We start from the raw sequence: 24,308 nt of genomic DNA, 5'->3' as shown, positions 1-24,308 counted from the left end.
GCCATTATGTGGCTTCCCGCAAAGAATGCAACTGCGCCTGGCAACTGAGCATGCCCCGTGCGATATGTTTTTCCACCATGCTCACGGAAATGCCCATGCGCGCAGCGATCTGCGCGTGCGGCAATTCCTCGAAGACGTGCAGCACGAAGGCGTCGCGGCAGCGGGGCGGCAAGGCGTCGATGGCGGCCACGCAGGCTTGCCAGTCCTGGCTGCTTTCGAGCGCCTGCTCCGGCTGCAAGTGGCGCGGCGCGGCCGGATGCGCGGCCTCGGGCAGGGCGTCGAGCTCCTCATGCTGGCGCAGGGCGGCGCGGCGGTGATTGTCGATCAGCAGATTGCGCGCCGTGCGGTACAGCAGCGCGCGCGGTTCGCGCACGGCCGCTTCGCTCAGCACGCGCGCATAGCTTTCCTGCACCAGGTCGGCAGCAGCTTCGCGGTTGCGCAAGCTGCGCCAGCAAAAGTTCAACAGTTCTTGGTAATAGCGTGCAACCACGGCGTCCGATGTATGAGTCCGCAGCCAGGAGTGCCGCATATGAGAATGATTCTCATTATATGGCATGCTGGAGTGTAGCGCTAAGCGGCTTGGCGCACCGTGGCAGACGTACAACGCTTTGCCGCTTGCCTGGCATGCGTTACCATCGGAAGTTAACAAGGAGGCAAGATGGCTATTCAAATCATCAATACGGCGCCGGTAGCCGGCCAGCGGCCCGGCACCTCGGGCCTGCGCAAGAAGGTGGCTGTCTTCAGCCAGCCGCAGTATCTGGAAAACTTCGTGCAGAGCGTTTTTGACACGCTGGGCGACTGCCGCAGCCAGACCCTGGTGCTGGGCGGCGACGGGCGCTTTTACAACCGCGCGGCCATCCAGACGGTGCTGCGCATGGCGGCCGCGCACGGCTACGCGCGCGTGCTGCTGGGGCAGGGCGGCATCCTGTCGACGCCGGCCGTCAGCTGCGTGATCCGCAAGCATGGCGCCAGCGGCGGCATCATCCTGTCGGCCAGCCATAATCCGGGCGGCCCCGATGGCGATTTCGGCATCAAGTACAACATCGCCAATGGCGGCCCGGCGCCCGAAAAGGTCACCGAGGCCATCTACGCCTGCACGCAAGGCATCGCCGAATACCGCATCAGCGACGCTGCCGACATCGATCTCGACAAACCGGGTTCGGTGCGCATCGAGCAGATGACGGTCGAAGTGATCGATCCGGTGCAAGATTACGCGGAACTGATGCAGCAGCTGTTCGACTTCGACGCCATCCGCGCCCTGTTCGCGGGCGGCTTGCGCATCTGCTTTGATGGCATGCACGCCGTCTCCGGCCCGTATGCGACGGCCATCCTGGAAGGCATGCTGGGTGCGCCCAAGGGCAGCGTCATCAACGGTGTGCCCCTGGAAGACTTTGGCGGCGGCCACCCGGACCCGAATCCCGTCAACGCGCAGGAATTGATTGCCATCATGGCGGCCGGAGATGGTGACAATGAGGCCCCCGACTTCGGCGCCGCCTCGGATGGCGACGGCGACCGCAACATGATCGTTGGCCGGCGCTTCGACGTGACGCCATCGGACAGCCTGGCGATTTTGGCCGCGAATGCCAGCGTGGCGCCCGGCTACCGCGCGGGCTTGAAGGGCATCGCCCGCTCTATGCCCACATCGGGCGCGGCCGACCGGGTCGCGGCCGCGCTGGGCATTCCGTGCTACGAGACGCCGACGGGCTGGAAGTTCTTCGGCACCCTGCTCGACGCCGGCATGGCCACCTTGTGCGGCGAGGAAAGCTACGGCACCGGCTCGAACCACGTGCGCGAAAAGGATGGCGTATGGGCCGTGCTGTTCTGGCTCAACCTGCTGGCAGAGAAAAAGCAATCGGTGGAAGAGATCGTGCGCGCGCACTGGGCCACGTATGGCCGCAATTACTATTCGCGCCACGATTACGAAGACATCGACAGCGCCGGCGCGCAGCAGTTGATGGAGGCCGTGCGCGGCCAGCTGGCCGCCTTGCCGGGCCAGGTAGTCAATGGCTACACGGTGGCGCTGGCCGACGATTTCAGCTACACGGACCCCGTCGATGGCTCCGTGGCGCAGCAGCAGGGCATCCGCATCGTCATGACGGACGGCGCGCGCATCGTGCTGCGCCTGTCCGGCACGGGCACCGAAGGCGCTACCCTGCGCCTGTACCTGGAGCGCTATGAAGCCGATCCGGCGCAGCACGGCATTCCGACCCAGGAAGCGCTGGCGGGGCTGATCGCCGTGGCCGAGCAACTGGCGCAGATCCGCGAGCGCACGGGGCGCGACGGGCCGACCGTGACGACGTAAAAAAAGGGCGCCTGAGGGCGCCCTTCTTCATTGCGGCAGGTCAAACCGGCATCATGCTTTTGCCGGGATGGCCGCCTGGCGGTAGTTATCCACCATCTTGTAGCGCTTTGCATACAGGCCGAAGGCCAGCATGGCGACGGCGGCAAAGGCGGCGAAGAAGAACATCTGGAAGGCCGTCACGCTGATGCCGCTTTCGGCGATCTTGCCGATCACGCCTTCGTTCATGACGCTGCGGTTGACGATCAGCACCCACAGGTTGCCCACCGTGGTCGACAGGTTCCAGAAGCTCATGATGGCGCCCTTCATGGACACGGGCGCCTGGCTGTACGCAAACTCGAGTCCTGTCGCCGAGACCAGCACTTCGCCGAACGTCAGCAAGGCGTACGGCAGGATCTGCCACATGATGGAGACGGCATTGCCGCTGTCGAGGGCCAGCTGCAGCAAGCCGATGACGATCCACGCCAGCGAGGAAAAGCCGATACCGGCCGTCATGCGGCGCAGGGCCGTCGCTTCCAGGCCGAAGCGGTTCAGCATCGGGTACAGCACCAGGTTGTTGAACGGGATCAGCAGCATCACCAGCATCGGGTTCAGCGCCTGCATCTGCGCCGGCAGGAACCAGCTTGGTTTTTCCATGGTGTTCGCTTGCACGATCCACGTCGAAGCCTTCTGGTCGAACAGCGAGAAGAAGGGCGTGACGAGGGCGAAGATGACGAGGATGCGCAACACGGCGCGCACGCCTTCGACGGCTTCGTCGGGGTGGATGCCGCGCGCGCGTTCCAGCTGCATGGCCGTGCCGATGCTGCCGAAGGCCAGCAGCAATACCAGCGCCGTACACGCGGAAATCACGAAGCCCCATTCGGGAATGCTGTAGAACGCATACAGGGCGCCGATCACGCCGACGTAGGCCACGTACAGGCCGGGACGCGAACCGCCGTCGACACGCGCCAGCAGGGCCGTGCGGGCCACGCGGGTGAACGAATCGGGATTCGGCGGTGCCGGCGGCACGTGTACGTATTTCTTGGCGCCCATCCAGAAGACGATGGTGGCGGCCAGCATCATCAGGCCGGGGATGCCGAAGGCGATCGATGGACCGTAGTCGCGCAGGAACATCGGCATCAGCAGCGAAGCGAAGAAGGAGCCGAAGTTGATGATCCAGTAGAACAGGTCGAACACCAGCTTGGCCTTGTGCTTGTTGGTCTGGTCGAACTGGTCGCCGACAAACGAGGCCACGAGCGGCTTGATGCCGCCGGAACCGAAGGCGATCAGGAACAGGCCGAAATAGAAGCCGTTGACGCTGTTTTCAAACAGGGCCAGGCAGGCATGGCCGGCGCAATACACGAGGCTGAGCCAGAAGATGGTGTTGTATTTGCCGAAAAAGCGGTCGGCCAGCCAGCCGCCCAGCAGCGGGAAGAAGTACACGCCGATGACGAAGGTGTGGAACACGTGCTTGGCTTCGCCCGTGCGCTGGTCGATCGGGATCATCAGCAGCAGGGTGCTGATGAGGAATGGCGTCAGGATGTTGCGCATGCCATAAAAGCTGAAGCGTTCGCAGCCTTCGTTGGCGATGATGTACGGTATTTGCCGGGGCATCTTGCCCGTGGCAGTTTGTGTCTCGGCCGATGACATTGGCTCTCCCCAAGTTTTTTTTGTAAGCCGCGATGCTAAGGCCTGCCGCGTTTGCTTGCAACAGAAAAAACGGCCTGTCCGCTATTTCGCAGGGATTTGTAAGGTATTGATTTTCATAAAGACATTACTTTCGGCACTTGCACGCGCAGGGCGGGGCAGCCACAGCTGCATTTGCAGCATGCCATCCGATGCGGGACAGTCCTCCAGGGTAAAACCGCAAGCCAGGTACAGGGTCAATGCCGCGTGGTTGTCCTGTGCCACGGCCAGGCGCACGCGGCCCAGCTCGGGAATGGCGCAGGCATGGGCGATGGCGGCCTGCACCAGTTGCCGTCCCGCGCCGCGCCCGCGCGCCTGCGGCGCCACGTACACGCCCCACAGGCTGGCCTTGTCATGCACGACGGCGATCGGTTCGCGGCGCAGGCCGGCCATGGCGATCAATTGTTCCTTGTTGAAAGCGCCAAATATTATTTGGTGGGAGGTGGCGTGCAAGCGCTCGGCTATCTGTGCCAGCGGCAAGCCGCTTTCCGCCGCATGCGTGGTGCAGAAGGCGGCGGGCAGTTCGGCGATGCCGGCCAGGCGCAGCGCGCGGTAGGCGCTGGCGTCGTCTGGCGTGAGGGGGCGGACAGTGATGGCGGGCATGTGGGCGAGTATCGGGCTTCGATGCCAGAAAGTAAAGCTTGCGCTGCAACGCCAGTGTCCCTGGCCATCGCGTCGGCTAAGGGTGTTACTGCGTGGCGATGCGCTGCATGGGCGCATTGTCCTTGCGCCATTGTTCCAGGCTGATCAGGTCGCCGCTGACGATGTCGTCGACGAGGATGCGCTTGCCATCGGGCGTGACGACGAAACTCTCCCACCGGTGCGCCGCATCGGGCGTGCTTTCGAAAAAGCTCAGCTGGTAGCAAGCGACGCCATCGACGAGGCGCGTCTCGGGCGACGTTTCCATCACGGCGCCGTGCGCGCGGCCGCCGGACGCCTTTTCGATATGCGCCGACCATGCCTTGATCTCCGGCAAAGCCATCAGCGCATCGACGGCGCGCGCGTTCTGCTCCGGCACCGCCGTCTGGCCGCTCGCGGTCGGGGCATTGTCTGCCTGCGGCGCGGACTGCTGATGCAGGTAGAAAGCACCGAGCCCGGCGGCCAGCAAGCCGGCCAGGATGCCGGCGATGATGGTGGTTTTGGAAGAAGAGGCGCGTGGCGGCATGGCGGTAGTGGCGTAAGAAGGTGGAGGATGGCGGCCATGCTAAAGCAAAACGCACAGGCCGGCAATCGCCGGGCTTGCCAACGGGCTTGCCAAACGGGCTTGTAAAATCAACAGGCGAAAAAAAGCCACCTTCCGTAGAAGGTGGCTTTCGGGGCCGCCGGGAGGCGCTGGCAGCTTTTGGTCTGCCAGCCCTGTCCCTGCGTATGCGGCCAGTCGCGCCGTCGCCTGCGCGACTGGCCGCCGGACATTACATCATGCCGTCCATGCCGCCCATGCCGCCCATACCACCCATGCCGCCGCCCATGCCGCCGCCTGCTTTGTCGTCAGCGATTTCGCAGACCATGCAGTCGGTCGTCAGCATCAGCGAAGCGATCGAAGCGGCGTTTTGCAGCGCCGAACGGGTCACTTTGGCTGGGTCCAGGACGCCCATTTCCACCATGTCGCCATACGTGCCGTTGGCAGCGTTGTAGCCGTAGTTGCCCGAGCCAGCCAGTACGGCTGCCACGACGACCGAAGCTTCTTCGCCAGCGTTTTGCACGATCATGCGCAGTGGCTCTTCCATTGCGCGCAGGACGATCTTGATACCAGCGTCTTGATCAGGATTGTCGCCCTTGACCGTGATGTTGGCGCGTGCGCGCAGCAGGGCTACGCCGCCGCCTGGCACGATGCCTTCTTCCACGGCAGCGCGGGTCGCGTGCAGTGCATCTTCAACGCGGGCTTTTTTCTCTTTCATTTCGACTTCGGTGGCTGCGCCAACCTTGATCACGGCAACGCCGCCAGCCAGTTTGGCTACGCGTTCTTGCAGTTTTTCACGGTCGTAGTCCGAGGTCGCTTCTTCGATCTGTACACGCACTTGTTTTACGCGTGCTTCGATCGAGGCTGCTTCGCCGGCGCCATCGATGACGATGGTGTTTTCCTTGCCCACTTCGATGCGTTTCGCTTGGCCCAGTTCGGCCAGGGTCACTTTTTCCAGGGTCAGGCCGACTTCTTCAGCGATCACTTGGCCGCCGGTCAGGACAGCGATGTCTTCCAGCATGGCTTTGCGGCGGTCGCCGAAGCCAGGGGCTTTCACTGCGCAAGTTTTCAGGATGCCGCGGATGTTGTTCACAACCAGGGTTGCCAGCGCTTCGCCTTCGATGTCTTCTGCGATGATCAGCAGTGGACGGCCAGCTTTGGCGACTTGTTCCAGTACCGGCAGCAGGTCACGGATGTTCGAGATTTTCTTGTCGCACAGCAGGACGAATGGGCTGTCCAGTACGGCAACTTGTTTCTCTGGGTTGTTGATGAAGTATGGCGACAGGTAGCCGCGGTCGAACTGCATGCCTTCAACGATGTCCAGCTCGTCGTTCAGCGACTTGCCGTCTTCCACGGTGATGACGCCTTCTTTGCCGACTTTTTCCATCGCTTCAGCGATACGCTCGCCGATCGAGTAGTCCGAGTTCGCCGAGATCGCGCCAACTTGGGCGATTTCTTTGGTCGTGGTGCAAGGACGGGCGATTTTCGCCAGTTCTTCGACGGTGGCAGCAACTGCCTTGTCGATACCGCGCTTCAGGTCCATCGGGTTCATGCCGGCGGCAACGAACTTCATGCCTTCGCGCACGATGGCTTGTGCCAGTACGGTGGCGGTGGTGGTGCCGTCGCCGGCGTTGTCGCTGGTGCGGGAAGCAACTTCCTTGACCATTTGCGCGCCCATGTTCATGAGCTTGTCTTTGAGTTCAACTTCTTTCGCTACCGACACACCATCCTTGGTGACGGTAGGGGCGCCGAACGAGCGCTCCAGTACGACGTTGCGGCCTTTCGGGCCCAAGGTGACTTTGACTGCGTTGGCGAGGATATTGACGCCTTCGACCATCTTGGCGCGCGCTGCGTCGCCGAATACTACTTCTTTAGCTGCCATGTTCAATTCTCCTGAGTTTCGGGATGTATCTGTCTACAACGTGGAAACAATTACTTGACGACGATCGCCATGATGTCTTCTTCGCGCATGACCAGCAGCTCATCGCCGTCAACTTTGACGGTTTGGCCGGCGTACTTGCCGAACAGGACGCGGTCGCCCACTTTGACATCCAGAGGACGGACTTTGCCGTCGTCGAGAATCTTGCCATTGCCTACGGCAAGGACTTCGCCTTGATCCGGTTTTTCAGCAGCTGCATCAGGAATGATGAGGCCGGACGCAGTTTTGGTTTCCTGGTCGAGGCGTTTGACGATGACGCGATCGTTCAATGGGCGCAGATTCATACAAAACTCCTTAAAGTTCAATGGATAGGTGTTGCTAAATGAATACAAGTCCGGCACAGCGCCAGGCCTGTTTTCAGTGACCGCCGTTGAAAGCAGCCCGCAACGGTCAAGCAAACCCCAGGTCATCCTGTCCTTGCCTGTCTGCGGCAGTGGTGCATCGCGGCGTCGCCCGCCGCGTAGCGTTCCCTGCAGTGGTCTGGCAAGCACCATCAGTCCTGAGGATTGCTACGAAAGAGTTTGTTAGCACTCTCTACTAACGAGTGCTAATTATAGGGACGGTAGGGGGCTTATTCAAGGGGAACATATAGATAGATGCTGAGCAGAGCCTGCATCTACACAGGGTTTGCGCCAGCACAAGCCTCGTTCCCGGGCGTCAGCAACAGGCGCGACTCTAGCATGTCGTTCGGAGAGGGGGCGTTCCTGTACGCATAGGAAACAGAGTTTGACTATGAAATTTGATAAGATGATTGCAATTGCATATCAATATCACCACTCGCACCAGAAAGCACGCCATGCCATTCCCGATTTCCCATCCCGCCCTGCGCCTGTTGGGCGCTACTCTCGTCGGTCTCGCCTGCCTGGGCAATGCCACGGCGCAAACGCCCACCATCGCCGACGAGATCACCGTGGCGACCCTGACGCCGCAGGAAAAAGAGAGGCTGCTGGGCGATTTGTTCAACGACCTCAACAAGGACGATGACGACCAGGAAGCGCACGTGTGGGACAACGGCGGCGACCGCGGCGTGATGGTCAAGGTCACGTATAACTTCAGCAACTCCGGCATGACGGAACACAGCCTGAAGGCGCATGTGTGCCGCGACCTGAAATTCGTCGTCACGGCGGGCGGCAAGTCGCAAGACCTGAGCAGGCGCACCTGTTCGCAGAACAGCGGCAAGTGGGACGTGCAGGGCAAGGACCCGGCGCCCGTCGTGTATCCGCCTTTCCTGTCCGACGTCACCATCGCCAGGCTGAACGCGAAAGAACAAGCATCGTTGCTGAAGGCCGCCGTGCGCACCTTGAAAGATGAAGAGGAGGGCAAGACGCGCCAGTGGAGCAACAAGGGCCTGGGCAATGCGGTACCGCTGGCAGTGCGTCTGACGCCCTCGGGCACGGACGCCAAACCTGGCAGCTACAGCCGTACCTGCCGCGATTTGACGATGGTGCTTGACGGCAAGGGCGGACAACAGACGCTGGTGCGCCGCTCTTGCGAAAACCGTTATGGCGGACTCGATATCGAAGCCGATTACGTCGACGAGTAAAACGTTGCCGTCGCGGCGCTGGCGGATGCGCGCAGTTGGCGAAAAGCGCCGGAAAAAGTGTGTATTGTCCGCCAACTGCCCTGCATTGATGTAAATATGTGTGACAGCGGCGTGATTCGATTGACGCCCATGGAGCGTCCGCCCTATAGTGGCGGGATGATTTCCGAATTCAACGAATTATCCGACAAAATAGGCCTGCTGGCCGAAATGACCCATGCGCTGCGCCGTGAAAACGCGCAACTGCGCAAGGACAATGCCGCGCTGGCCGCCGAGAACGCCCTGTACGTGCAACGCATGCGCGAGGCGCAGGAGCGGGTGGAAGCGTTGCTGGAAAAAATTCCCGAACTGGTGCAAGCTGGCCTGGAGCAAGCCGCTTCGGAAGCGGGCGCCTACATTGCCGAGAACGAGAAGGAAGCGTAATGCCGCGTGTCGATGTCAATATCATGGGCCAGTCCTACAGCATGGTGTGCCGCGATGGTGAAGAGCGCGCGCTGCGTGAAGCGGCGATCTATCTCGATAGCAAAATGAAAGCCATCCGCGACGCGGGCAAGGTCAAGGGCAATGACCGCATCGCCGTGCTGGCCGCCCTGGGCGTGGCCGCGGAATTCCTCTCCGTGAAGTCGCCGCAAGGTCCGCTGTCGGAATTGACGATACTGGAAGTGAAGCAGAAAATCTCGGCCATGCACACTGTCCTGGATAGCGCGCTGACGCCCCAGGAAAACCTTTTTTAAACACAGAACCAAACCTGCTGCGCGTCGCGACTTGCGGCCTGCGATGCTCTCTGTGCATTCGCACAGTTGCGCTTCTCGACCACAATTCACTTCCGCTCGCTACGGTTTTGTTCGGTGTTATTAATTGGATTTTAAGCGGATACGGTACGATTTGTCTTTGCGATGCGCGATCAAAGGAGTAAACTTGGGTCTACCCTGCGGTGTTCGCGATTGCCATATATTCCTTGAACCATTTATGCGCATCGGTTGCGAATTTTGTTTGATGGGAGTGAGCGTCGCTCGTTCGACGAACCCGAAATTGAACTAACGTGACCACCTTGAACCGTTTGGTTCGGGATGCCGGCATAGCGGCACAGGCGGGGCCCAATTTGCAGTACCAAGAAAACGGTTGCAGCATCGATGCGCAACCGTTTTTTTACGCCTGTTGCTTTTGATAGGGAGTGAATATGAAACAATATTGGCTGATGAAATCCGAACCCGATGAAGTGAGCATCGACGACCTGATGGCGGCGCCCAAACACACCATGCCGTGGTTTGGCGTGCGCAACTACCAGGCGCGCAACTTCATGCGCGATGGCATGCAGGTAGGCGATGGCGTGCTGTTCTATCACTCGAGCTGCCCGCAGCCGGGCGTGGCGGGCGTGGCCGAAGTGGCCAGCGGCGCGTATCCCGATCACAGCCAGTTTGAAGAGGGCGGAAAATATTTCGATGCCAAGGCCACGCAAGAGCAGCCGCGCTGGATCAGCGTCGATGTGCGCGGCGTCAGGAAGACGGCGCTGCTGCCCCTGTCCGAGATGCGCCAGATGCCGGAACTGGAAGACATGCTGCTGCTCAAGAAAGGCAGCCGTCTGTCGATCACGCCCGTGACGCCGGCGCAATGGAAAGTCATTACCGGCAAGCTGACAGGCTAGCCTTCGACCCGGTTGCGGCCATTCTGCTTGGCCCGGTACAGGGCCTGGTCGGCAGCGGCCAGCAATTGTTCCGGCGTCTGTCCTGCGTCATTGAGCGCGAGGCCGATGCTGGCCGTCACCAGGCCGCCGCGCGACGGCGCGTGGACGATGGCGGCCGCGGCAATCGCTTCCTGCATCTTGTGCGCCACGGCCAGTGCACCCGCGCCATCGGTGGCGGGCAGGATGGCGGCAAACTCCTCTCCGCCGAAGCGGGCCGCCAGGTCGCTGGCGCGCGGCAGCGCGGAATGCAGGGCGGCCGCGATCTGCTGCAGACAGGCGTCGCCATACGGGTGGCCGAAGGTATCGTTGAGGCTTTTGAAGAAGTCGATATCGATGATCAGCAGCGCCAGCGGTTGATTGTTGCGCGCGGCGCGCTGCCACTCCAGCTGCAGGGTCTGGTCGAAGCAGCGCCGGTTGGCGATGCCCGTCAAGCCATCCGTCAGCGACAGCTTTTCCAGTTTGTCGTGGGCTTCGCGCAACGCCCGTTCGCTTTGCATGTAGCGGCTTTGCAGGGTGGCCGAGCGCAGCGCGTGGACCGTCAACGCGACGAACAGGGCGCTGGCCGCCAGGTAGAAATGCTCGCGCAGCACGACGAATCCCAGTCCCAGCAGGGCTGCCGTGAAGAAGATGGGGCTGAAGTTGTCAATCAGCAAGGTCAACGGCCGCGGCGGCCGTGCTTCTTCCTCGCCCGGCTGCACGCGCATGGCCAGCACCGCCAGCAGCAGGAAAGGCAGGCTGGGCAGTACCTCGCTGGGACCGGCTTCGGCCAGCGCATGCAGGGTCAGGTAATTATAGGCGCCCGCGCAGGCGGCGTAGCACCACAGGAACACGCTGAGCAGCAGGTAGAAACGCCCTTGTGCGCCATCGCGGCGGTGCGCCAGCAGGCGCAGCGAGGCGCAACAGGCCAGGACGAGGTTTTCCACGTTGTACGTCGTCACCAGCAGGCTGGCGGGTATCGGCGCGATCGAGCGCTGGTCGAAGGGCGAGACGGAAAAGATGGCTGTATAGGTCAGGTAGGCTGCCAGCAGCACTTGCACGGCGTCCAGCCATTGCAGGGTGCGCGAAGGGTGGCGGTCGCTGACGGAGGAAATGGCCAGCAGCAAAGGTGCGCCATACATGAAATAGGCAAAATCGGAGAAATACGTCGTGTCGGACGCCACATGGCCGCTCAGGTCTTGCCAGGCGGACAGGGCCATGCCCACGCTCCAGAACAGCATGGCGGCCGCAAACAGGCCCCAGCCCGTGCGCACGACGCCGGGGGGGCTCAGTCTGGCGTTGCGGCAGCAGGCGGCCAGCGCCAGCAGTGGCGCCATCACGCCGAACAGGTAGCTCACGGCGGGACCGCGCGTCCCGGCCCAGGCCGTCAAGGCCAGTTGCGCCAGCACGTAGCTGCCCGCCAGCGCCAGCCAGAATGTCGTGGTCTTCCTCGCATACTGCATGGATGGGACTCCCCGCTCGAATTGCCAACACAGCATGATTGCATGCCCTGCTCTTGCTGCAGGGTAAAGCGATCATTGCGCTATCGCAAGCGAAGATTCATTCCGCAAGGAAATTATGCTGCTTTGAGGGAAAGGTTGCCGGAGGAGGGGGATGGCGCGCCTGCCTGGCACGCCATCGGGGGGAACAGCGGTTTTACGTGTTGGCCGGGCGGGCCTTGGTGGGCGGCGTGCCCATTACCTGGCTTTTATACGCCCACACCAGCAGCGCGATGGCGCCGACGATCATCGGCAGGGACAGCATCTGGCCCGACGTGATCGGCACACCCAGCCACACGACTTCCCAGTCCGGCGTGCGGAAGTATTCCGTGAAGAAGCGCGCGCAGCCGTACAGCAGGGTGAACATGGCGCCTACGGCCATGCGCGGACGCTGCTTGCGCGCATACAGCCACAGGATGATGAACACCAGGATGCCGTCGACCAGCATCTGGTAGAGCGGCGACGGGTGCACGGGATACGGAATGCCTGGCCATTGCATGGCCCACGGCAGGGTTTCCGGGGCGATGCGGCCCGGCAGCTCTGCATTGATGAAGTTGCCCAGACGGCCGGCCGCGTAGCCGAGCGGCACCAGCGGCGCGATGAAGTCGAGCACGTCGAACAGGTTGCGGCCCGCCTTGCGGCTCCACAGGTACATGGCCAGGATGACGCCGAGGAAGCCGCCATGGAAGGACATGCCGCCATGCCAGACCATGAAGATCTCGAGCGGATTGTGCATGAAGTATTCGGGGCGGTAGAACAGCACTTCGCCCAGGCGCCCGCCGATCACCACGCCCAGCATGCCGTAGAACAGCATGTCATCGAGGTCTTCCTTCTTCCAGCCCAGCACGGCGATATGCGGTTGCTTGATGCGCACGCGGCCCAGGATAATAAACAGGGCAAAGGCTAGCACATACATCAGGCCGTACCAGTGCACGGCGAGCGGGCCGATCTGGATGGCTATCGGGTCGGGCATCGGGTGTATCAGCATGGAGTTTCTTTCTTTGTTTAAAGCCAAGGTTGCGTAGTATGGGGGCGCTTGCGGTTCTTTGCCTTAGCGGCCACTTAATTTATCGTGCTGGGTGGCCTATCTGCTTGCGCAACAGCGCCAGAAAGCCTTGCAGCACGGCGGACGGATTGTCGCGGCGCCAGGCCAGGCCCGTTTCCACCAGCGGCGTGGCGTCCCGCAGCGGCCTGTATTCTACGCCCGGGCGCATCAGATTCGATACCGATTGTGGCACAAGCGCGATGCCCATGCCAGCCGAGACGAGGCTGACGATGGTTTGCATCTGGATCGCTTCCTGGCCGATCTGCGGCGTGATGCCGGCCGCGCGGAACACGCCGAGGATGGCGTCGTGCAGGGCGGGCGAGATCGCGCGCGGGAAAATAATCAAGGGCAGGGGCGGCACGTCGCGCAGGCGCACGGCGCCCGGCGTGTTCAAGATGTCGAGGCCGGACGGCGCGGCCAGCACCAGGGGCTCGGCCAGCACGGGCAGGTAGTCGAGTTCCCCTTTGGCCTTTTCGGGCAGGGGCGGGATCAACAGGCCCGCATCCGTGCGCCCGGCCAGCAATTCGTCCAGCTGCAGGTCGGAAGTGGCCTCCTGCAACTGGATCTGTACTTGCGGATAAGCCGTCTGATACGCGCGCAGCAGCGGCGGCAGCACGCTGTAGTCGGCCGAGGAAACAAACGCCAGGCTCAATCGCCCCGCCTCGCCCTGCGCGGCCCGCTGCACCAGCGCGGGCAAATCGAACGCCTGCGCCAGCAGCCGGCGCGCCTCGGGCAGCAGGGCCGTGCCGGCCGGCGTCAGCTGCACTTCGCGGCGCGTGCGCACGAACAGGGGCGCGCCCAGCAATTCTTCCAGGGCCATGATGGTTTGCGACAGGGGCGGTTGCGTCATGTGCAGGCGCGCGGCGGCGCGGCCGAAGTGCAATTCCTCGGCGACGGTAACGAAATAGCGTAGCTGGCGCAGTTCAAGGTTCATATGCGTTTCCATGTGGAATAAGTTCTGTGATATATGAAACGACTCACAGACACGTGCATCATATATTTGACAGTGGGGCGCGCGCAAGGCAATCTGGCGTACCCCCACTGCATGCAGGGTTTTACTGCAGACCCGCACAGTCAGGCACCAACACTTTTGGAAGGTCCATCATGCCGCAATACCGCTCCCGCACCACCACCCACGGCCGCAACATGGCTGGCGCCCGCGCCCTGTGGCGCGCCACCGGCATGAAGGACGGCGACTTCGACAAGCCGATCATCGCCGTCGTCAACTCGTTTACCCAGTTCGTGCCCGGCCACGTGCACCTGAAAGACCTGGGCCAGATGGTGGCGCGCGAAATCGAGGCGGCCGGCGGCGTAGCCAAGGAATTCAACACCATCGCCGTCGATGACGGCATCGCCATGGGCCACGGCGGCATGCTGTATTCGCTGCCTTCGCGCGACCTGATCGCCGACTCCGTCGAATACATGGTCAACGCCCACTGCGCCGACGCCATGGTCTGCATCTCGAACTGCGACAAGATCACGCCGGGCATGCTGATGGCCGCCATGCGCATCAATATCCCCGTCGTCTTCATCTCGGGCGGGCCGATGGAAGCGGGCAAGGTCGTCAAGGTGGTCAATGGCACGCAGAAGATCATCAAGCTGGACCTGGTCGACGCCATGATCAAGGCCGGCGACAGCACGGTCTCCGACGCCGACGTGGCCGAGATCGAACGCTCGGCCTGTCCTACCTGCGGTTCCTGCTCCGGCATGTTTACGGCCAACTCGATGAACTGCCTGACCGAGGCGCTGGGCCTGGCCTTGCCCGGCAACGGCACCATCCTGGCCACGCACTCGGACCGCCAGCAGCTGTTCCTGCGCGCGGGCCGCCTGATCGTCGAACTGGCCAAGCGCCATTACGAGCAGGACGATTACTCGGTGCTGCCACGCTCGATCGCCACTAAGTCCGCATTTGAAAACGCCATGGCGCTCGACGTTTCCATGGGCGGCTCGACGAATACCGTGCTGCACTTGCTGGCCGCCGCGCACGAAGCGGAAGTGGAATTCACGATGGCCGACATCGACCGCATCTCGCGCAAGGTACCGTGCCTGTGCAAGGTCGCGCCGATGACGGACAAATACCATATCGAAGACGTGCACCGCGCGGGCGGCATCGTGGGCATCCTGGGCGAACTGGCACGCGCCGGCCTGCTGAACACGACCCTGCCGACCATCCATGCGCCGACCCTGGCCGACGCCATCGCGCAAAACGACATCATGTGCACGGACAATCCGGCCGTGCATGAATTGTTCCGCGCCGCCCCGGGCGGCGTGCCGACGCAGACGGCGTTCTCGCAATCGGAGCGCTTCGCGGCAGTCGACACGGACCGCAGCACGGGCTGCATCCGCGACAAGGCGCACGCCTACTCGCAGGATGGCGGCCTGGCCGTCTTGTACGGCAACTTGGCGGAAAAGGGCTGCATCGTCAAGACGGCAGGCGTCGATGAAAGCATCCTGAAATTCTCGGGCAAGGCGCGCGTGTTCGAAAGCCAGGATGCCGCTGTTGAAGCGATTTTGGCCGATACCGTGCATGAAGGCGACGTTGTCATCATCCGCTACGAAGGCCCGAAAGGCGGCCCCGGCATGCAGGAAATGCTGTACCCGACTTCGTACATCAAATCCAAAGGTCTGGGCAAGGCGTGCGCGCTGTTCACGGACGGGCGCTTCTCGGGCGGTTCCTCGGGCCTGGTGATCGGCCACGCCTCGCCGGAAGCTGCCGAAGGCGGCGCCATCGGCCTGGTGGAAGAGGGCGACTTCATCGACATCGACATCCCCGAGCGCACCATTAATTTGCGCGTGACGGACGTTGAACTGGCCGCGCGCCGCGCCGCCATGGAAGCGAAGGGCGACGCGGCCTGGCTGCCCGTCAACCGCGAGCGCTATGTGTCGCAGGCGCTGCAGGCGTATGCGGCGCTGACGACGTCGGCTGACCGGGGCGCCGTGCGCGATCTCTCCCAACTGAAGAAGCGCTGACCACACCAGGCAAAACCTACTGCGCGTCGCGATTTGCGGCCTGCGATGCTCACTGTGCATCCGCACAGCTACGCTTCTCAGCCACAACTCGCTGCCGCTCGCTACGGTTTTGCCAGGTGTTGGATACTGTTGCGCAGGTAAGACAGCCGGCCCCGATCTGCTGCGCGGGGCCGGCTGTCGTTACATCGCCTTACAAACAACATGGTCATGGACGCGCAGATGGGGCAGAATAAGCATGCCTCCTGACTACATTGCGTTACTACATTGAAACGCTTGATCTGGGCTCGTGGTGCATCTGCGGAAACACAGTAAAATGCCGCAGGAAGTAACTTTGGAGAAAAGACAATGAAACGTTTTATGTTGGTGAGTGTATTGGCCGTATCGGCTCTGGCATCGCAAGCAGCGTTGGCCAATCCGGACCTGGCGAAAGCAAAAAACTGCATGGCTTGCCACGCGGTGAGCACGAAACTGGTGGGCCCTGCGTTCAAGGACGTGGCTGCCAAGTATGCCGGTCAGAAAGACGCGGAAGCCAAGCTCGTGGCGAAAGTCATGAAGGGCGGTTCCGGCACCTGGGGCGCGATCCCGATGCCAGCGAACCCGCAAGTGAGCGATGCGGAAGCCCACACCCTGGTCAAATGGGTACTCGCACAGAAATAATCTGTGCCGCAGTAACTGCAATCAGCGCGCCGGCAATCCCGGCGCGTTTTTTTTGCCCGCTGCCTTCTGCAGATTGCCCATGCCTTCCAATGTCGCCCGCACCGCCTCGTCGAGCGGCGTATGCGGCTCCTGGCCCAGCACGGCCAGCAGCCGCGTATTGTCCATGGCCAAGGGCGTTTGCCACAGATAGCGCATCTCGCGCATTTCGCGCAGGGTCGCCACGAACGGCGACGCCAGCGCCACCAGCCACCACGGAAAACGCCGGATGGCGGGCGCAGTTCCTGTCGCCTGTTCCACCACGCGGGCAATCGCGCCCGTCATTTGCCGGCCGTCGTGGTCCCAGTGGCCGGCCATGTGAAAGCGAGAGAAGGCCGGCAAGGTGGCGCGCATGGCCAGCAATTGCAGCATTGTGCGTGCCACGTCGGGCAGGTAGGACCACTGGTGGCCGACGCCGTGCGCACCGGGATACAGCACGCTGCGCACGGGCTGGCCCGGTTTCACCAGCCCCTGCGAAAACCAGTTGTTGCCGGCGCGGGGGCCGAAGAAGTCGCCCGCGCGCACGATGATGACCCTGGCGTCCTGCGTGCTGGCCCATTCCAGCCGCGCTTCCAGTGCCACGCGGATGGCGCCCTTGCGCGTGAGCGGGCGTTGCGGCGCATCTTCCGCAAGTAAGTCTCCCGATGCGGGAAAGGCGTCGGGACCGAAGTTGTACACGGTGCCCGGCAGCACGATGGTGGCGCCCTCGGCAATCGCCGCTGAAATCGTGTTGTCGAGCATGGGCAGCACCAGCCGGCCCCAGTGGCGGTAGCCGGGCGGGTTGACGGCGTGCACGATGACAGCGCAGCCTTTGGCGGCCGCCAGCACGTCCGCGCGCGACAGCGCATCGCCGCGCAGCCACTCGACGTGATCGCCGCGTGGCGATGGCGTTTCTCCCCGCGTCAGGGCGCGCACCTGCCAGCCTGCCGCCTGCAGTTGGCGGACCATCTCGCCGCCGATGCCGCCCGTCGCGCCCAGTACCAATACCGTTTTGTCCATATTGTCCTCCGTGTGGTTGATGGAGCCAGTATCTGCCGCGCAAGGCTAATTGGGAATTGACGAGCATCGACCATAGGCTATACATTTATGTATGACCACCTCGATCGCCTGGGAATACTACCGTTCGCTGCTGGCCGTGCTGAAGCACGGTTCCCTGTCCGGCGCAGCCCGCGCGCTGGGCATCACGCAGCCCACTGTCGGCCGGCATATCGCCGCGCTCGAGCAGGCGCTGGGCGCGACCCTGTTCACGCGCTCCCAGCTGGGTTTACTGCCCACGGAAGTGGCCCTCGCGCTGCGGCCCCATGCGGAAACCATGGAACATACTGCCGCCCTGATGCAGCGCGCCGCCAGCAGCCAGGGGCAGGGCGTGGCCGGCGTCGTGCGCATCGCGGCCAGCGAAGTGGTGGGCGTCGAGGTGCTGCCGCCCATCCTGGCCCGCCTGCGCGCGCGCCATCCGGGCTTGACCATTGAATTGGTATTGAGTAACAAGGTGCAGGATTTGCTGCGACGGGAAGCGGACATCGCCGTGCGCATGCTGCGGCCGCGCCAGGAACAGCTGGTGGCGCGCAAGGTGGGCGATATCGAACTGGGCCTGCATGCCCACGTGGATTACCTGGCGCGGCATGGCACGCCGCTGGCACTGGCCGATCTGGCGCAGCATGCCGTCATCGGCTACGACGAGGCGAGCCCCTTCGTGCGCAACGCGGGTGCGGCTTTCAACGGATTTGCGCGGGAAAATTTTGCCTGGCGCAGCGACAGCGACCTGGCGCAACTGGCCCTGATACGCGCGGGCGCCGGCATCGGCGTGTGCCAGGCGGGTCTGGCGGCGCGCAATCCTGCCCTGCGGCGCGTGTTGCCGCAAGCGTTTGCGCTACCGATGGAAACCTGGGTCACCATGCATGAAGACTTGCGCGGCAGCCTGCGCTGCCGCGCCACCTTCGACGCGCTGGCCGAAGGGTTACTGGCTTATGTAGCCGGGCAGCAAGAACCGTAGCGAGCGGATGTGAGTTGTGGCTGAGAAGCGGAGCTGTGCGAATGCACAGTGAGCATCGCAGGCCGCAAATCGCGCCGCGCAGTAGGTTCTATTATTTGACTACTTCCATCTTGGTCTTCTTGCCGTCACGATAGGTGAACAAGGTCAGCGCGCCATCCTTGATGTCGCCGTTGGCGTCGAACGAGATCGGGCCCGTCACGCCCTGGTAGTGCACCTTGGCCAGGAAAGGCAGGTAGACGGACGGTTTCGACGATTTCGCGTCGGCCATGGCGGTGGCCATGGTCATCACGGCATCGTAGACGTATGGCGCGTACAGCTGCACTTCCATATTGTATTTCTGCTTGTAGCGGGCGCGGAAGTCGTCCATGCCTTTTTGCTGCGCGCCCGTCACGCCGCCCGCTTCCGCGCAGGTGACCATGTCTTCGCCCACGGCGTCGCCTGCCAGCTTGCCCAGCGGCTCCGTGCACAAGCCATCGCCGCCCATGAACTTGGCCTTGATGCCCAGCGCCTTCATCTGGCGCAGCATGGGGCCGCCCACGGAGTCCATGCCGCCAAAGAAGATCAGGTCGGGATTTTTCGACTTGATGCTGGTCAGGATGGCATTGAAGTCCGTCGCGTTGGCATTCGTAAATTCCTTGCCGACGATTTGCACGCCTGGGGCCGCCTTCTTGGCGCCCTTGACGAATTGTTCCGCCACGCCCTGGCCGTAGGCCGTGCGGTCATCGATGACGGCGATTTTCTTCGCCTGCAGCTTGCCCACGGCATACGCGCCCAACGTTCCGCCCAGCTTGTTGTCATTGGCGACGACGCGGAAGGCCGTGTTGAATTTCTGCTGGGTATACGTCGGGTTGGTGGCCGCCGGTGAAATCTGTGGAATGCCGGCATTGAAGTAAATGCGCGAGGCGGGAATCGTCGTGCCCGAATTCAGGTGGCCGACCACGCCGTTGACCTTGGCGTCGACCAGCTTTTGCGCCACGGCCGTGCCCTGCTTGGGATCGGCTGCGTCATCTTCGGGGACCAGCACGAATTTCACGGCTTTGCCGTCGATCTTGAACCCTTTGGCGTTCAAATCCTCGATGGCCATCTTGGCCGCGTTCTCGTTATCCTTGCCCAGGTGGGAGCTGGCGCCAGAGACCGGGGCGACGTGGCCGATCTTGATGATTTCCTGTGCGCCCGCATGGCCGGCAAAGGCAAGGGCAAGGGCGAGAGGAAGGACTTTGGTCTTGAGCAGCATAAACATTCTCCAATGGATAAAGATACGGCGGCGTCTCGTGAAAACCGCTTCGACAGGCGGTACGTGTGAAGAAAGGTACAACAAAAAACAGGCGGCGCAAAGCCGCATTTCGGGCTTTTTACATTTTGTCGCAACAATCACCAAAGTGAGGCGCGATGCACCGATTTCGCAGGCGCGAGCGCACCAAAGAATGGCGTTGCAAGAAGGAATAGGGTAGATGGGTAGGTCGGGTTAGCGCGCAGCGCGTAACCCGACGATGCTGGCGCTACTCAGGGCTGTGCGGGAGGGTGCAAGTGTCCCAGCTCGTGGCTCACGGCATGCGCGACGATCTGCTCCAGCGACTGCTGCAGATCTTCGCGCAGGGCGCCGCGCATGCCGATCAGGGCGTTTTGCAGGGCCGTCTGCAGGACGTGGGCGATGCGCTCTTCCAGCAGATGGTCGATCTTGCCCTGCACCTGGTGCAGGATGCGTTGCGTCAGCCGCTGTTCGATGGCGTCCCAGTCGGGTTGTGCCACCGTTGGAGGCAACGCCGGCGCTGCCTCGACAACAGGCTCGACTGGCATGGCGGGCGCCGCCTCCGGCCCCAGCAGCACCTCCGTCAGCAGGGGGATGCCCTGGTCGAATGGCGGTTGATTCATGTCTTCCCTGCCACGAAGTGCGTCGGCTGAACGTTCTGCTGGCGGTAATGCAGGAAGCGCTGGCGGCCCGCCTGCGCATCCTGCTCATCCATGGAGACGATCTCGAAGACGCGCTGGAATTGCGCGTAATTGGCGGGCGGCAACTGCGACAGGTTGACGAGGATGTCGTGGTGCGGCAGCTCGGCCGCCTCGTCATCGGTCAGGATGATGGGCGTTTGCGCCGCCAGCGGATCGCCGGCCAGCACGTGGGGCAGGAAATCCGTGGCGGAAATGGTCCACATGGCGCTGTTCAAGGCGTCGAGCTGGGCGCTGTCGGCCGCCAGCACGACGACCTTGTTGCCGGCCATATACGCCTTGCGGGCCAGGCGGCAGGCGTAGGCCAGCTTGTCCGGCACATTGCTGTGAAAATCGACGCGGCTCATGGCGATCAAGCGGCCATGCCGCTGTGGCGCAGCAGAGCGTCGATGGACGGCTCGCGGCCACGGAAGGCCGTGAACGATTCCAGCGCGGGGCGCGAGCCGCCGACGGACAGGATTTCCTGCAGGTAGCGCTTGCCTGCCGCCGTGGTGGCGGCCGGTCCCAGCGCCCTGGCTTCTTCAAACGCCGCATACGCGTCGGCGGACAGCACCTCGGCCCATTTGTAGCTGTAGTAGCCAGCCGCATAGCCGCCGGAGAAGATATGCCCAAAGGAATTCTGGAAGCGGTTGAACGGGGGCGGGATGAGCAGCGCGAACTTGGCGCGCACGCCGTCGATCAGTTGCTGCACGCTCTGGCCCGTGCTGGCATCGTAGTCATAGTGCAAATGCATGTCGAGCAAGGAAAACTCCACCTGGCGCAGGGTTTGCAAGCCGGACTGGAAATTCTTGGCGGCCAGCATTTTGTCGTATAGCGCGCGCGGCAGCGGCGCGCCCGTGACGGCATGCGCCGTCATGTGTTCGAGCACGTCCCATTCCCAGCAGAAATTTTCCATGAATTGCGACGGCAGTTCCACGGCATCCCATTCGACGCCGGCAATGCCCGACACGCCCAGCTCGTCGACCACCGTCAACATGTGGTGCAGGCCGTGGCCGAATTCGTGGAACAGGGTGATCACTTCATCGTGCGTGAACAGGGCTGGCTGTACCTTGCCGTCGACCACGGCCGGTTCCGTGAAGTTGCAGGTGAGATAAGCGATCGGCGTTTGCACGTGTTGCGCGTCGGCGCGGCGGCCGCGCGCGTCGTCCATCCAGGCGCCGCCGCTCTTGCCCGCGCGCGCATACAGGTCCAGGTAGAACTGGCCGACCAGTGTGCCGTCGCGCTCGATGCGGTAGAAACGCACGTCCGGGTGCCACACGGGCGCCGTATCGGGCTTGATCTCGACGGCGAACAGGTTCTGGATCTGGCGGAACAGGCCGTCGATCACCTTGTGTTCAGGGAAATACTGTTTGACTTCCTGGGCCGAGAACGCGTAGCGGCGTTCCTGCAGTTTTTCGGAAGCGTAAGGCACGTCCCACGCTTGCAGTTCGGCAATACCCAGCTCTTCCTTCGCGAATTGTTTCAGTTCTGCCAAGTCCTTCTCGGCGAACGGGCGCGCGCGTTTCGCCAGGTCTTCCAGGAAGGCGATCACTTGCGCGGGCGAGGTGGCCATCTTGGAGACCAGCGACACTTCGGCGAAATTGGCGTAGCCGAGCAGCTGTGCTTCTTCGTTGCGCAGCCGCAACAAGGTGACGATGTTGTGCGTATTGTCCCAGTCCTCTTTCTTGCTGAAGACGTCGCCCTGGTCCGAGGCCTTGGTGGCGTTGGCGCGGTAGATAGTTTCGCGCAGCGCGCGGTTGTCGGCAAATTGCAGGATCGGGTAATAGGACGGGAAGTGCAGCGAGAATTCATAGCCTTGCTTACCCGCCTTGTCGGCGGCGGCGCGCGCGGCCGCCTTCACGTCGTCGGGCAAGCCGGCCAGTTCAGCTTCGCTCTCGACCAGCAGCTTGTAGTCATTGGTGGCGTCGAGCACGTTTTCGGAAAAACGCGTCGAGACGGCCGCATGTTCTTCCTGGATGGCGCCAAAGCGCTCTTTCTTGTCCTCGGGCAACTCAGCGCCACCGAGGCGGAAATCGCGCACGGCATTGTCGACGATGCGGCGGCGCGCTGGCGACAGGCTGGCGAAATCGGCGCGGGCCTGCAATTGCTTGTATTTGCCGAAGAGGATTTCGTTCTGGCCCAGTTCGGTCAAGAATTCCGTCACCTTGGGCTGGTTCGCATTGTAGGCGGCGCGCAGTTCCGGCGTATCGATCACGCTGTTGAGGTGGTTGACGATGCTCCAGGCGCGGCCCAGGGTTTCGGCGATCTGGTCCTGGGGCGCAACGAAGTTTTCCCAGCTCACTTCTTCCATGGGCGCTTCCAGCCGCGCCACCGTGGCGCGCGCCTGGGCCAGCAAGGTATCGATGGCAGGCGTGACATGCTCGTGCGTAATCGCGTCGAAGCGTGGCAGGCCGGAAAAATCAAGCAGGGGATTGGTGTTCATCGTCGGTTCGTCCATTCTGTCTTCATATATGGAGCGCCTGAAAAACGTTCAGGGCAAGGCACGGTGCCGAAGGCAGTACGAATAGTACGGCGAGGCACTGCAACGCAGCCATGGACGTTTTCTCAGGTGCTCCTCTTAAATGCGCTCGGCGGCTTCGACCGTGTTCATCAGCAGCATGGTGATCGTCATCGGTCCCACGCCACCCGGCACGGGCGTGATGTGCGACGCGACGTCTTTCACTCCGGCAAAATCCACGTCGCCGCACAGCTTGCCGTCATCGTCGCGGTTCATGCCCACGTCGATCACGATGGCGCCCGGCTTGACCATGTCGGCCGTCAGGGTGTTGCGGCGGCCGACGGCGGCCACGACCACGTCCGCCTGGCGCGTGTACAGGCCCAGGTCCGGTGTCGCACTATGGCAGATGGTGACGGTAGCGTTCGCTTGCAAGAGCAGCAGGGCCATCGGCTTGCCGACGGTGTTGCTGCGGCCGATGACGACGGCGTGCTTGCCGCGCAAGTCCACGCCCGTGCTTTCGATCAGTTTCATGCAGCCATACGGCGTGCAAGGGCGGAAGCCGGGCAAGCCCGTCATCAGTTCGCCGGCGCTCAGCACGGAATAGCCATCCACGTCTTTTGTCGTGGCGATCGCTTCGATGACCTTGTGCGGGTTGATGTGCTTGGGCAAGGGCATCTGCACGAGGATGCCGTGGATGGCCGGGTCCGCATTCAGGCTGGCGATGCGTGCCAGCAAGTCCGCTTCAGACAGGTCCGCTTCATATTTTTCCAGCACCGAGTGAAAACCCACGTCGCCGCACGCCTTGACCTTGTTGCGGACATACACCTGGCTGGCCGGGTCTTCGCCGACGAGTATCACGGCCAGGCCGGGCTGGGTGCCCTTGGCCGTGAGGGCGGCGGCGCGCGTGGCGATCTCGCTGCGCAGTTTTTGGGAGAGGGCGATTCCGTCGATCAGTTGTGCTGGCATGGTAGGGAGGCTGAGAGCTGGTAGGAGGGAAAAGTCAGATTATAAAGCCGGGCGGCGCAAAGGGGCGGTTTTGGCTATGCAAAGGCGTAACAACAGCGGGCCAGAGACGCGAGCCTGAGAAAATGCCGATGGCGGCGTTGCAGCTCCTTGCCGTACTGGCGTACTGTCTGCGTCGCCGCGCCTTGCCCTCGACATTTTTCAGGCCCGCTTGGCCCGGTATGCCTGTGCGGACGACTGGGGCGTTAATGCGTTTTGCTGGTGTGCTGGTGGCCTAGGGAGTGCAAGGGCCTGCGGTTCTTTTGGCGCCGTTTTTGGCACTTTGATCACCCTAATTTCCGGGCAGAATTTGCGGCAGCGCAGCATAAATTTCATAGAGTGATTTCATGATGTGAAATGCTATATCGTAATTTGAAAAATAGTAAATACGCTGTTAGAATCCCCACACTAAACCGACTTAATAGTAAATAATCAGCGA

General features: G+C 62.4%; 23 protein-coding genes and 1 other RNA gene. 9 read left to right on the top strand and 15 right to left on the bottom strand.

Annotation, left to right across the window (positions count from 1 at the left end):
- Positions 1-4: 4 nt before the first annotated feature.
- Complete coding sequence (locus CSQ91_RS15635) at positions 5-490, bottom strand: sigma-70 family RNA polymerase sigma factor (protein WP_180278443.1); 486 nt, start codon at positions 488-490, stop codon at positions 5-7.
- Between the two features lie 168 nt (positions 491-658).
- Here CSQ91_RS15635 and CSQ91_RS15630 point away from each other — a divergent pair, with 168 nt between their 5' ends.
- Complete coding sequence (locus CSQ91_RS15630; RefSeq protein ID WP_099388883.1) at positions 659-2,302, top strand: alpha-D-glucose phosphate-specific phosphoglucomutase; 1,644 nt, start codon at positions 659-661, stop codon at positions 2,300-2,302.
- 51 nt (positions 2,303-2,353) lie between these two features.
- On the opposite strand, the gene CSQ91_RS15625 is transcribed toward CSQ91_RS15630, so the two are convergent.
- From CSQ91_RS15625 to groES, 5 genes are all read right to left on the bottom strand, one after another.
- Positions 2,354-3,892, bottom strand: a complete 1,539-nt coding sequence (locus CSQ91_RS15625) for a POT-type proton-dependent oligopeptide transporter (RefSeq protein WP_162835773.1) — start codon at positions 3,890-3,892, stop codon at positions 2,354-2,356.
- Positions 3,893-4,009: 117 nt separating this feature from the next.
- A complete protein-coding gene (locus tag CSQ91_RS15620) occupies positions 4,010-4,567 on the bottom strand; it encodes a GNAT family N-acetyltransferase (RefSeq protein WP_180277015.1) in 558 nt (185 codons plus the stop codon).
- An 85-nt stretch (positions 4,568-4,652) separates the two neighbouring features.
- A complete protein-coding gene (locus tag CSQ91_RS15615) occupies positions 4,653-5,129 on the bottom strand; it encodes a hypothetical protein (RefSeq protein WP_257217365.1) in 477 nt (158 codons plus the stop codon).
- A 247-nt stretch (positions 5,130-5,376) separates the two neighbouring features.
- Entirely contained in the window at positions 5,377-7,026 is a 1,650-nt protein-coding gene (gene groL / locus CSQ91_RS15610) for a chaperonin GroEL (RefSeq protein WP_034786546.1), read from the bottom strand.
- Positions 7,027-7,076: 50 nt separating this feature from the next.
- On the bottom strand, positions 7,077-7,367 hold the full coding sequence (gene groES / locus CSQ91_RS15605) for a co-chaperone GroES (protein ID WP_010400979.1): 291 nt from the start codon (positions 7,365-7,367) through the stop codon (positions 7,077-7,079).
- Positions 7,368-7,879: 512 nt separating this feature from the next.
- Here groES and CSQ91_RS15600 point away from each other — a divergent pair.
- The 5 genes from CSQ91_RS15600 to CSQ91_RS15580 all read left to right on the top strand — a co-directional run bounded on the left by CSQ91_RS15600 (position 7,880) and on the right by CSQ91_RS15580 (position 10,268).
- Positions 7,880-8,626: a hypothetical protein gene (locus CSQ91_RS15600; protein WP_143451037.1), complete on the top strand. Its 747-nt coding sequence runs from the start codon at positions 7,880-7,882 to the stop codon at positions 8,624-8,626.
- A 156-nt stretch (positions 8,627-8,782) separates the two neighbouring features.
- The gene (locus CSQ91_RS15595) at positions 8,783-9,046 is read left to right on the top strand and encodes a hypothetical protein (RefSeq protein WP_034747342.1); all 264 of its coding nucleotides are present in this window, start codon (positions 8,783-8,785) and stop codon (positions 9,044-9,046) included.
- A complete protein-coding gene (locus CSQ91_RS15590; protein WP_034747344.1) occupies positions 9,046-9,357 on the top strand; it encodes a cell division protein ZapA in 312 nt (103 codons plus the stop codon). The genes CSQ91_RS15595 and CSQ91_RS15590 overlap by 1 nt, the downstream gene beginning before the upstream one ends.
- A 189-nt stretch (positions 9,358-9,546) precedes the next feature.
- Positions 9,547-9,724: non-coding RNA, 6S RNA (gene ssrS, locus CSQ91_RS15585), on the top strand.
- Between the two features lie 79 nt (positions 9,725-9,803).
- The gene (locus CSQ91_RS15580) at positions 9,804-10,268 is read left to right on the top strand and encodes an EVE domain-containing protein (protein ID WP_099388880.1); all 465 of its coding nucleotides are present in this window, start codon (positions 9,804-9,806) and stop codon (positions 10,266-10,268) included.
- Here the strand turns inward: CSQ91_RS15580 and CSQ91_RS15575 are convergent.
- The 3 genes from CSQ91_RS15575 to CSQ91_RS15565 all read right to left on the bottom strand — a co-directional run bounded on the left by CSQ91_RS15575 (position 10,265) and on the right by CSQ91_RS15565 (position 13,761).
- The gene (locus CSQ91_RS15575) at positions 10,265-11,746 is read right to left on the bottom strand and encodes a GGDEF domain-containing protein (RefSeq protein ID WP_180278442.1); all 1,482 of its coding nucleotides are present in this window, start codon (positions 11,744-11,746) and stop codon (positions 10,265-10,267) included. The genes CSQ91_RS15580 and CSQ91_RS15575 overlap by 4 nt on opposite strands.
- 193 nt (positions 11,747-11,939) lie before the next feature.
- On the bottom strand, positions 11,940-12,770 hold the full coding sequence (gene lgt / locus CSQ91_RS15570) for a prolipoprotein diacylglyceryl transferase (RefSeq protein WP_034786551.1): 831 nt from the start codon (positions 12,768-12,770) through the stop codon (positions 11,940-11,942).
- 79 nt (positions 12,771-12,849) lie between these two features.
- The gene (locus tag CSQ91_RS15565) at positions 12,850-13,761 is read right to left on the bottom strand and encodes a LysR family transcriptional regulator (RefSeq protein ID WP_099388878.1); all 912 of its coding nucleotides are present in this window, start codon (positions 13,759-13,761) and stop codon (positions 12,850-12,852) included.
- Positions 13,762-13,931: 170 nt separating this feature from the next.
- Here CSQ91_RS15565 and ilvD point away from each other — a divergent pair, with 170 nt between their 5' ends.
- Positions 13,932-15,797 carry a dihydroxy-acid dehydratase gene (gene ilvD, locus CSQ91_RS15560; RefSeq protein WP_034786553.1) on the top strand — a complete coding sequence of 622 codons (1,866 nt, stop codon included), beginning with the start codon at positions 13,932-13,934 and terminating at the stop codon, positions 15,795-15,797.
- Between the two features lie 345 nt (positions 15,798-16,142).
- Positions 16,143-16,454 carry a c-type cytochrome gene (locus tag CSQ91_RS15555; RefSeq protein ID WP_034786554.1) on the top strand — a complete coding sequence of 104 codons (312 nt, stop codon included), beginning with the start codon at positions 16,143-16,145 and terminating at the stop codon, positions 16,452-16,454.
- A 21-nt stretch (positions 16,455-16,475) separates the two neighbouring features.
- Here CSQ91_RS15555 and CSQ91_RS15550 read toward each other — a convergent pair whose 3' ends face one another.
- Positions 16,476-17,489 (bottom strand): NAD-dependent epimerase/dehydratase family protein, encoded by a 1,014-nt coding sequence (locus CSQ91_RS15550; RefSeq protein ID WP_099388877.1) that lies wholly within the window; start codon positions 17,487-17,489, stop codon positions 16,476-16,478.
- 91 nt (positions 17,490-17,580) lie between these two features.
- Here CSQ91_RS15550 and CSQ91_RS15545 point away from each other — a divergent pair, with 91 nt between their 5' ends.
- Positions 17,581-18,483 (top strand): LysR family transcriptional regulator, encoded by a 903-nt coding sequence (locus CSQ91_RS15545; RefSeq protein WP_099388876.1) that lies wholly within the window; start codon positions 17,581-17,583, stop codon positions 18,481-18,483.
- Between the two features lie 91 nt (positions 18,484-18,574).
- On the opposite strand, the gene CSQ91_RS15540 is transcribed toward CSQ91_RS15545, so the two are convergent.
- The 5 genes from CSQ91_RS15540 to folD form a co-directional block, all read right to left on the bottom strand.
- On the bottom strand, positions 18,575-19,717 hold the full coding sequence (locus tag CSQ91_RS15540) for a branched-chain amino acid ABC transporter substrate-binding protein (protein ID WP_070301412.1): 1,143 nt from the start codon (positions 19,715-19,717) through the stop codon (positions 18,575-18,577).
- Positions 19,718-19,986: 269 nt separating this feature from the next.
- Complete coding sequence (locus tag CSQ91_RS15535) at positions 19,987-20,355, bottom strand: hypothetical protein (RefSeq protein ID WP_099388875.1); 369 nt, start codon at positions 20,353-20,355, stop codon at positions 19,987-19,989.
- A complete protein-coding gene (locus CSQ91_RS15530) occupies positions 20,352-20,777 on the bottom strand; it encodes a DNA polymerase III subunit chi (protein WP_034786773.1) in 426 nt (141 codons plus the stop codon). The genes CSQ91_RS15535 and CSQ91_RS15530 overlap by 4 nt, the downstream gene beginning before the upstream one ends.
- Before the next feature lie 5 nt (positions 20,778-20,782).
- Complete coding sequence (locus CSQ91_RS15525) at positions 20,783-22,867, bottom strand: M3 family metallopeptidase (protein WP_373630521.1); 2,085 nt, start codon at positions 22,865-22,867, stop codon at positions 20,783-20,785.
- Between the two features lie 120 nt (positions 22,868-22,987).
- Positions 22,988-23,833, bottom strand: a complete 846-nt coding sequence (gene folD / locus CSQ91_RS15520) for a bifunctional methylenetetrahydrofolate dehydrogenase/methenyltetrahydrofolate cyclohydrolase FolD (protein WP_099388874.1) — start codon at positions 23,831-23,833, stop codon at positions 22,988-22,990.
- Positions 23,834-24,308 lie beyond the last annotated feature (475 nt).

Source organism: Janthinobacterium sp. BJB301 (genome assembly GCF_002735685.1).
In the GTDB taxonomy this organism is placed as follows: Bacteria; Pseudomonadota; Gammaproteobacteria; order Burkholderiales; family Burkholderiaceae_D; genus Janthinobacterium; species Janthinobacterium lividum.
Note: the sequence above shows the minus strand (reverse complement) of the source record. Positions and strands in the feature narration are given on the sequence as shown.